Origin of the sequence: Pseudomonas sp. PSE1(2024), assembly GCF_050990555.1 — a bacterium.
Classification (GTDB): Bacteria; Pseudomonadota; Gammaproteobacteria; order Pseudomonadales; family Pseudomonadaceae; genus Aquipseudomonas; species Aquipseudomonas aphyarum.
In genome coordinates, this window is the sequence record NZ_CP158967.1 from 2,129,014 (window position 1) to 2,136,509 (window position 7,496).

Below are 7,496 nucleotides of genomic sequence, written 5' to 3' on the forward strand. Positions count from 1 at the left end.
TTTCTCTCCTTGTGAATATTCACGTCATACTCGTGTCCGCAACGACACGCCGATCGTTGCGTTGCTGTTGTCGGGAAACTTCACATCGAGGCGGCTTATAAATACCTCTATCGAACGCGTGATCCCGGGCGCATCGAGCCCGCACATACTCAGTAATTTTTCAGATGCACCGTGCTCGATGAATTGATCGACGAAGCCCAATTGCAGCACTGGCGGTGAGTGGCTGATCGCGGCTAACTGCTCCAGGCACGCTGAGCCAACACCCGCCATCACGCAACCTTCCTCAATGGTTACCAACAGATCATGGTTCCGGGCCAGTTGCTCAACTAGGGCCCCATCGAGGGGTTTGATAAAGCGCATGTTGGCGACAGTGGCGTCGAATGCTTCGGCGGCTTCAAGGGCGGGGCGCAGCATCGAGCCAAATGCCAGGATAGCGATGCGATAGCCCGTGGGCTGCGTGGAGTTTCGGCGGATTTCACCTTTGCCCACCGGCAGGGTATGCAATGCCCGCGACGTGACGACGCCGTTACCCGATCCGCGTGGATATCGCACTGCACTCGGGCCTTTTTGGAGGAGGGCGGTGTGGAACATCAGTCGGCATTCGTCTTCATCTGCCGGGGCCATGACAGTAAGGTTCGGTATACAGCGCAGATAAGCGATGTCGAAAGCGCCCGTGTGAGTGGCACCGTCGGCACCGACGATACCAGCCCGGTCTATGGCGAAAACCACAGGCAGATTCTGGATAGCGATATCGTGAATCAACTGGTCGTAAGCTCGTTGCAAAAAGGTCGAGTAGATCGCCATCACCGGTTTCAAACCCTCGGCTGCCAATCCTGCAGCGAAGGTCAGCGCGTGTTGTTCGGAAATTCCGACATCGAAAAAACGGTCGGGGAAGCGTCGTTCGAACTCCACCAGACCTGATCCTTCGCACATCGCTGGGGTGATTGCCACTACGTTTGGATCACGTTCAGCTTCATCACATATCCACCTGCCAAATACTTGGGTGTAAGTGGCCTTGCTGGTCACAGGGGGATCGATACCGTGTGCGGGGTCAAATTTTCCCGGTCCGTGGTAAAGCACCGGGTTGGATGCTGCCGGTGAATAACCGTGCCCCTTTTCTGTGACAATGTGCAGCAGTTGCGGGCCGCGCAGTTTTTTCAGGGCGTGCAGCGCAGGGAGCAACTCGTCGAGATGATGACCGTTGATGGGGCCTGTGTAGCCAAAGCCCAAGGCTTCGAAAAAAGTCGCCTCGGTTCCTGACTCTTTTAACTGTTTCAAATTCCCGAAGTATTCGCGTAAGGCCCCGACCGGTGGCGAGATCGACATATCGTTGTCGTTGAGAATCACAAGAAACGGCAATTCCTTATATAAGCCGGCATTGTTCATCGCTTCGTATGCCATGCCGCCTGTTACCGCGCCGTCTCCGATTACTGCTACGCAATGGCGGGGTTGCGATTGATTACGAGCGGCCAACGCCATGCCCAGTGCCGCTGAGATGGAAGTGCTCGAGTGCGCCGTGCCAAAGGTGTCGAATTCAGATTCGCAACGGCGGGGAAAGCCGGAAATTCCACCGAATTGGCGAATGCTCTCCATCGCCTCACGTCGTCCGGTAAGGATTTTGTGGGCGTAGGCCTGATGGCCGACATCCCACACGATTCTGTCGTTGGGGGTGTTGAACACGTAATGCAACGCAACAATCAATTCCACGGTGCCAAGGTTGGCCGAGAGGTGACCGCCGGTTCTAGCGACACTATGCAAAATGAACGCCCGCAGTTCATCCACGAGTGGGCCCAGGGCGGCGACATGCAGCGCACGCAAATCAACCGGGCTATCGATGGTCTTGAGTAATTCGAACATGCTGGATTCCTTTCTAGTGGCTCATTTTTGCGAGTTCTTTCCAGGCGCTTATTCTGGAAACTCCGGTGGTCTCGACGATCCGACGGAACCAAACGGTGAAGGTCTCGGGGGCAGCTGCTATTCGTGCGGGGAGTTGTGAAAGCTTGAGCCATTGCCATGCATGGGCTTCTTCGGGATTGGCGATGGGGTCACAGTCACTGACACCGACGAACACGTGGTCGAACTCGTGCTCTATCAGTTGGTTCGAGACTTCTTCGCGGTAGAGCAGCGTGGAAACCTTGCGCAAGGAGCAGGTTATGCCCATCTCTTCCTGCAAACGGCGTTTTGCGGCTGAAAGCGTCCGCTCGCCAAGCCGGGGATGCCCGCAGCAAGTGTTGGTCCACAGGCCTTGAGAATGATATTTGCCGAAGGCGCGTTGTTGTAACAGGACACGGCCAGTGTTATCGAAAATGAAGATCGAGAACGCACGGTGCAAAAGCCCGAATTGATGGGCCTGCAACTTGGGCGCACAGCCTTTTTTACGATCTCGCCGATCGACCAGAATAAGTAACTCTTCCATAGCTAGACTCCAATACGTCTTCGCTACTGGGCGTTACTACGCTGACCAGACTTCTTAGGGAAAAACAGACGGGTGTTGTGGTTGGAAGTTAGTTGTTTGTTGTTGAAGGGGCAAATTTTGATTAGATCTTTTTCTTATTCTTGTTGCGTTTTTCTGGTTGTATAGTTCTATGGTGTATGCGATATTTTGCGAGTGAATATTCAGAATTGTATTGATGCTTATAGCAAACGCTCATAGAGATAGCACTTGTGGTACGTAGCTTTGTAGCTATTGTCAGACAGAACTTCTCCGAATTTTGTGATGGTGGATGTCGCAGGTCGTGGGAGTTTTTTTGATGTTGGGTGATTTCGATTTTGTATATATCGAAGTTTTAACGTCTGGTTTTTATGGGTTAGGGTAATCAAATGTTACAACGCCTATGTGTTCTCGGTTCTACCGGGTCTATTGGCGACAGTGTTTTAGATGTGGTCGCACGTAACTCTGACAAGTATGTTGTGTATGCATTAAGTGCGCATTGCAATATAAAAAAGCTTTTTCAACAGTGTCTTGAGTTTAACCCGATCGTGGCTATCGTAAGTGAACCGCACCACGCGATAGAGCTTCAGGCACATCTACAGGCAGTACAGTCACGTACCGAAGTATGTTGCGGTATTGAGGCTTTGTGCGAGGTCGTTTGTGTCGCAGAGTGCGATACCGTCGTTGCTGCGATTGTCGGTGCGGCAGGGCTTCTGCCAACTTTGAGCGCTGCCCGGGCCGGAAAAAAAATACTCTTGGCCAACAAGGAAGCCTTAGTCATGTCTGGTGCGTTGTTCATGCGCACGGCCAGAGAGTCCGGTGCAGTTATTTTGCCGCTGGATAGCGAACACAATGCGATCTTTCAATGCTTGCAAGGTTGTGATCCCGAATTATCCGGCGTTGAGCGGTTGATTCTGACCGCCTCGGGCGGGCCGTTCAGGACGCGTTCGCTGGCATCGCTCAGAGACGTTACGCCCAAAGAAGCCTGTGCTCATCCCAACTGGGTGATGGGCCGAAAAATATCCGTCGACTCAGCAACGATGATTAACAAAGGCCTGGAGATCATTGAGGCCAGCTGGTTGTTCAATACGGCGCCGTCGCGTATCGAGGCGCTGATACACCCTCAGAGCATTGTTCATTCGATGGTGGTTTTTCGGGATCAGTCCGTACTGGCACAGATGGGCAATCCCGATATGCGCATGTCCATTGCCCATGCGTTGGCCTATCCGCAACGTATAACTTCAGGCGTCGCGCCTTTGGATCTCAGCCAGTTGTCGGCATTGACCTTCGAGAAACCTGATCTTGTTCGTTTCCCGTGCCTTGAGTTGGCCATGGAGGTGATCAATCAGCCGCCGGCGGCAAGTATTGTCCTGAACGCGTCAAATGAAGTGGCGGTCGACGCCTTCTTGTCCTTGCGAATTTCTTTTACTGACATCGTGCGAGTCATTGATCGAACCCTGCAACGCATCGACTCAGCGCCGGTTAATACGATTGACGACATTCTGGCAATAGATGACCAGGCACGTAGAGTCAGTCGTGAGTCAATCGCACGCTTGTAGTCTTCACATTCCACCAACAATTCCTCGCTTCCCCGGCCCTCAGGCTTTGTGGCAACTTGGCCGCCCCTGATGAGGCTGCATCCGATGGCAAACCCTTACCGCGAACTGTTCAACGCCCCCGGCGCCCGGGCTTTTGTGATTGCCGCGATGATCGCGCGCATGCCGATTTCCATGACCGGCATCGGCGTGATCACGATGCTCTCGCAATTGACCGGCGGCTATGCGCTCGCGGGTGGGGTGGCGGCGACGTTTGCGCTGGCGACGGCGTTTTGCGCGCCGCAGGTGTCACGGCTGGTGGACCGTTTCGGCCAGGGGCGAGTGTTGCCGGTGGCGGCGCTGATCGGCGGGGGCGCGCTGCTGATGTTGCTGTTGTGCACCCGTTTGCAGGCGCCGATCTGGACCCTGTTTGTCTGCGCCGCACTGGCCGGTTGCATGCCGAGCATGTCGGCGATGGCGCGGGCGCGCTGGACCGAAATCTATCGTGGCCAGCCGCAATTGCAGACCGCTTATGCGCTGGAGTCGGTGCTCGACGAAGTCTGCTTCATCGTCGGCCCGCCGTTGTCGGTGGGCTTGTGCGTCGGCGTGTTTCCCGAGGCCGGGCCGCTGGCGGCGCTGTTGATGTTGGCCATCGGCGTCACGGCGTTCGTCGCCCAGCGCAGCACCGAGCCGCCGGTGCATCCGCACGAATCGCAGCATCAAGGCTCGATCATTCGTTCGACCGACGTGCAATGGCTGCTGGCGTTGATGCTCGCCATGGGCGTGATTGTCGGCGTGGTGGATGTGGTCAGTGTCGCGTTCGCCCAGCAGCAGGGGCAGCCGGCGGCGGCGAGCATCGTGCTGTCGGTGTACGCCATCGGTTCCTGTCTGGCCGGCATTGCCTTTGGCGCGATGCGCTCGAAACTGCCGTTGCCGCGCCTGTTTCTCTACGGCGGTCTGGCGACAGCGGTGACCACTTTGCCGTTGTTGCTGGCGAGCAATATTTTCGGGTTGGCCGTCGCGGTGTTCATCGCCGGGCTGTTCTTCTCGCCGACCCTGATCGTGGCGATGGCGTTGATCGAGCGCATCGTGCCGCCGGCCAAACTCACCGAAGGCCTGACCTGGCTGGTGACCGGCCTGAGCATCGGCGTGGCCATCGGCGCCGCCGGTTCCGGCGCACTGGTGGATGCGTTCGGCGCCCGCAGCGGCTTCTGGCTGGCGATTGCCGCCGGGGCGGTGGTGCTGGGCTCGGCGGTGCAGAGCTTTCGTCACCTCAAATAATGCCGGTTACCAGCCCCGGCCCGAGTTCACCCAGAAGTTGACCGACAGCGACGTCGAGACCGACTCCACCTGATGGAACCAGCCTTCGGGCAGGAACAGCAGATCCCCGGCCTCTAGGGTCACGCGCAGGAACGTCACGTCGCGTGCGGCGGGGAAGCGCTCATAGTCCGGCGCATCCGGGTTGAAATCGCAGCCGTCCAGCCCACCTTCCGGCGCAGTGGACCAGGTGCCCAGCGCTTCGCGATGGTGGGGCGCAGCGAGGGTGAATTTCTTCTGGCCCCAGACCTGGGCGAACAGGTTGTCGGAGTCGTCGCGGTGCAGCGGCGTCAGCGTGCCCTTGGGGCCGATCCAGATCCGTGGCGGGATGAACAGCGAGCCATCGAAATAGGGCGGGTATTTGATCTGCTGCATCAGCGCGGCCGGCAGGATGTTGTTGCCCATGTAGGCCGGCGGCTCGCCGTCCGCGCCCTTGACCGCCGGGCTCTCCAGCGAAGCGATGAAATCGGCCATCGAGGTGGAGCGGAAATCCCGTTCGGTAGAGAAGGTTTTCTTCACGTAGTCGCCGTGGCGGGTGATGCCTTGCAGTTCGGCGAAATGCACCAGCGATTCTTCGCGGCTGAGCTTGAACAGCGGCCAGTCGTGCAACGCATTGCTGATGACCACCGGCGTGCCGAAGGGCAGGTAGCGCTCCTCGAATTCCTGGACTGACAACTCGCTGCGTGGCCGGCGCTCGACGACGGTCTGCACCGGTCGCGCGGCGGTGATGGCTTCACTGGGGCGCGGCGGCGTCGGGTAGCGCTTGTTCATGTCGACCTTTTGCGCCGGCGCACCACCGTGGCGGGCGTGGTCGATGATCTGCGGCAACATCGTCGCCAGGCCCATGTTGCCGCCGATCTTCAGCCGCCCGCTGGCGAACAGTTCTTCGACGTTGGCGGTGCCGCTCATGATCCCGGCGAAATCGTTCGGCGCCACTTCAATGGTCACGTCCGGGTTCGGGTGTCGACCGGCCTCGGTCCGGGTGCTGGCCTTGACCTCGGACCAGCACGCCAGCTGTGGACCCAGCACGAATTGGAAAACGCCTTCGATGCCGACGGCACCGGCATTGGCGAACAGCTTGCCCAGGATGGTCTGCAGGTCCACGGTGAATCCTCGTTGTTGTTTTGGCCTGAACGGTTAACGAGGGTTTGTGGGGGAAATTTAGCCACCGCCGACTAATTCTCCGGGTCGTTGATCCGTACCCTCTTGAAGAGACATTTTTTCGAGGGAAGCGTGGTGACCAAGTTGACCCTGCTGTGCCTGCCGTACTCCGGCGCCAGTGCCATGGTCTACAGCCGCTGGCGGCCGAAGCTGCCGCAATGGCTGCAACTGCAACCGGTGGAGCTGCCCGGGCGCGGCGCACGGTTCGACGAACCGCTGCACACCGACATGCGCGTACTGGCGATGCAACTGGCCAAGGAATTGCGCCCGACGCTCAAGACCCCTTATGCGTTGTTCGGCCATAGCCTGGGCGCGCTGATGGCCTGCGAAATCGCCCATGCACTGCGGGCGTTGGGCTGCCCGGAACCGGTGGCACTGTTCGCTTCGGGCACCGCTGCGCCGACCATGCGCGCCGATTACGACCGTGGTTTCGCCGACCCCAAGACCGACGCTGAGCTGATCGATCAGTTGCGCACGCTCAACGGCACCAGCGAAGAAGTGCTGGCCAACGAAGAGTTGATGAGCCTGACCCTGCCGATCCTGCGCGCGGACTTCCTGCTCTGTGGCAAATTCCAGCCGTTGCAGCGCCCGTTGCTCAAGTGCCCGGTGCATGTGCTCGGCGGCAAGGCCGACAAGGCCACCACCGAGCAATTGATCGGCTGGAGCAAGGAAACCTCGGGCAGCTTCTCGGTGGACATGCTGGCCGGCGGGCACTTCTTCATTCATGAGCACGAAGCCCGAGTGCTCAAGGTGATCAAGGATCAACTTGAGGTGCATCACCGGCGGCATGCCATGGCTGCAACCGCCTGAGCGCCGAAGCAATCTGTGGGAGCGAGCTTGCTCGCGATAGCCATTTTGCAGACGATGCTGTGTTGTCTGTCGCACCGCTATCGCGAGCAAGCTCGCTCCCACAGGGTTTTGTGTACCACTGAAATCCGCGCTCTACCGCCCGCCTGACACTTCTTCTCAATCGCTAATTTTTCCGGTCTGCATTCGTTTTATAGGGACGACGTGCCTTTGTGCTGCCTGCCTACTGATCCGGATGCCAAGAA

The 7,496-nt window shown here is 58.1% G+C and carries 6 protein-coding genes; 3 read left to right on the top strand and 3 right to left on the bottom strand.

All coding sequences use genetic code 11. From position 1 onward, the window contains the following. Positions 1 to 24: 24 nt before the first annotated feature. Together dxs and idi are read right to left on the bottom strand one after the other, a co-directional pair. On the bottom strand, positions 25 to 1,857 hold the full coding sequence (gene dxs / locus ABTV87_RS09655; RefSeq protein WP_433899344.1) for a 1-deoxy-D-xylulose-5-phosphate synthase: 1,833 nt from the start codon (positions 1,855 to 1,857) through the stop codon (positions 25 to 27). A gap of 13 nt (positions 1,858 to 1,870) precedes the next feature. Further along, positions 1,871 to 2,416, bottom strand: coding sequence for an isopentenyl-diphosphate Delta-isomerase (gene idi / locus ABTV87_RS09660; protein WP_433899345.1), 546 nt, complete (start codon positions 2,414 to 2,416; stop codon positions 1,871 to 1,873). A gap of 404 nt (positions 2,417 to 2,820) precedes the next feature. Between idi and ispC the strand changes: the two genes are divergently transcribed. After that, entirely contained in the window at positions 2,821 to 3,990 is a 1,170-nt protein-coding gene (gene ispC / locus ABTV87_RS09665; protein WP_221533009.1) for a 1-deoxy-D-xylulose-5-phosphate reductoisomerase, read from the top strand. Positions 3,991 to 4,074: 84 nt separating this feature from the next. Next, the gene (locus ABTV87_RS09670; RefSeq protein WP_433899346.1) at positions 4,075 to 5,247 is read left to right on the top strand and encodes an MFS transporter; all 1,173 of its coding nucleotides are present in this window, start codon (positions 4,075 to 4,077) and stop codon (positions 5,245 to 5,247) included. A 6-nt stretch (positions 5,248 to 5,253) separates the two neighbouring features. On the opposite strand, the gene ABTV87_RS09675 is transcribed toward ABTV87_RS09670, so the two are convergent. Beyond that, a complete protein-coding gene (locus ABTV87_RS09675) occupies positions 5,254 to 6,387 on the bottom strand; it encodes a cupin-like domain-containing protein (protein ID WP_258713159.1) in 1,134 nt (377 codons plus the stop codon). Positions 6,388 to 6,516: 129 nt separating this feature from the next. Here ABTV87_RS09675 and ABTV87_RS09680 point away from each other — a divergent pair, with 129 nt between their 5' ends. After that, positions 6,517 to 7,254 (top strand): thioesterase II family protein, encoded by a 738-nt coding sequence (locus ABTV87_RS09680; RefSeq protein WP_433899347.1) that lies wholly within the window; start codon positions 6,517 to 6,519, stop codon positions 7,252 to 7,254. Positions 7,255 to 7,496: the final 242 nt, after the last annotated feature.

What these genes read in the sequence shown, in the direction of transcription:
- ispC (WP_221533009.1), top strand. Translation starts at nt 2,821, where the DNA reads ATGTTACAACGCCTATGTGTTCTCGGTTCTACCGGGTCTATTGGCGAC.
- ABTV87_RS09670 (WP_433899346.1), top strand. Translation starts at nt 4,075, where the DNA reads ATGGCAAACCCTTACCGCGAACTGTTCAACGCCCCCGGCGCCCGGGCT.
- idi (WP_433899345.1), bottom strand. Translation starts at nt 2,416, where the DNA reads ATGGAAGAGTTACTTATTCTGGTCGATCGGCGAGATCGTAAAAAAGGC.
- dxs (WP_433899344.1), bottom strand. Translation starts at nt 1,857, where the DNA reads ATGTTCGAATTACTCAAGACCATCGATAGCCCGGTTGATTTGCGTGCG.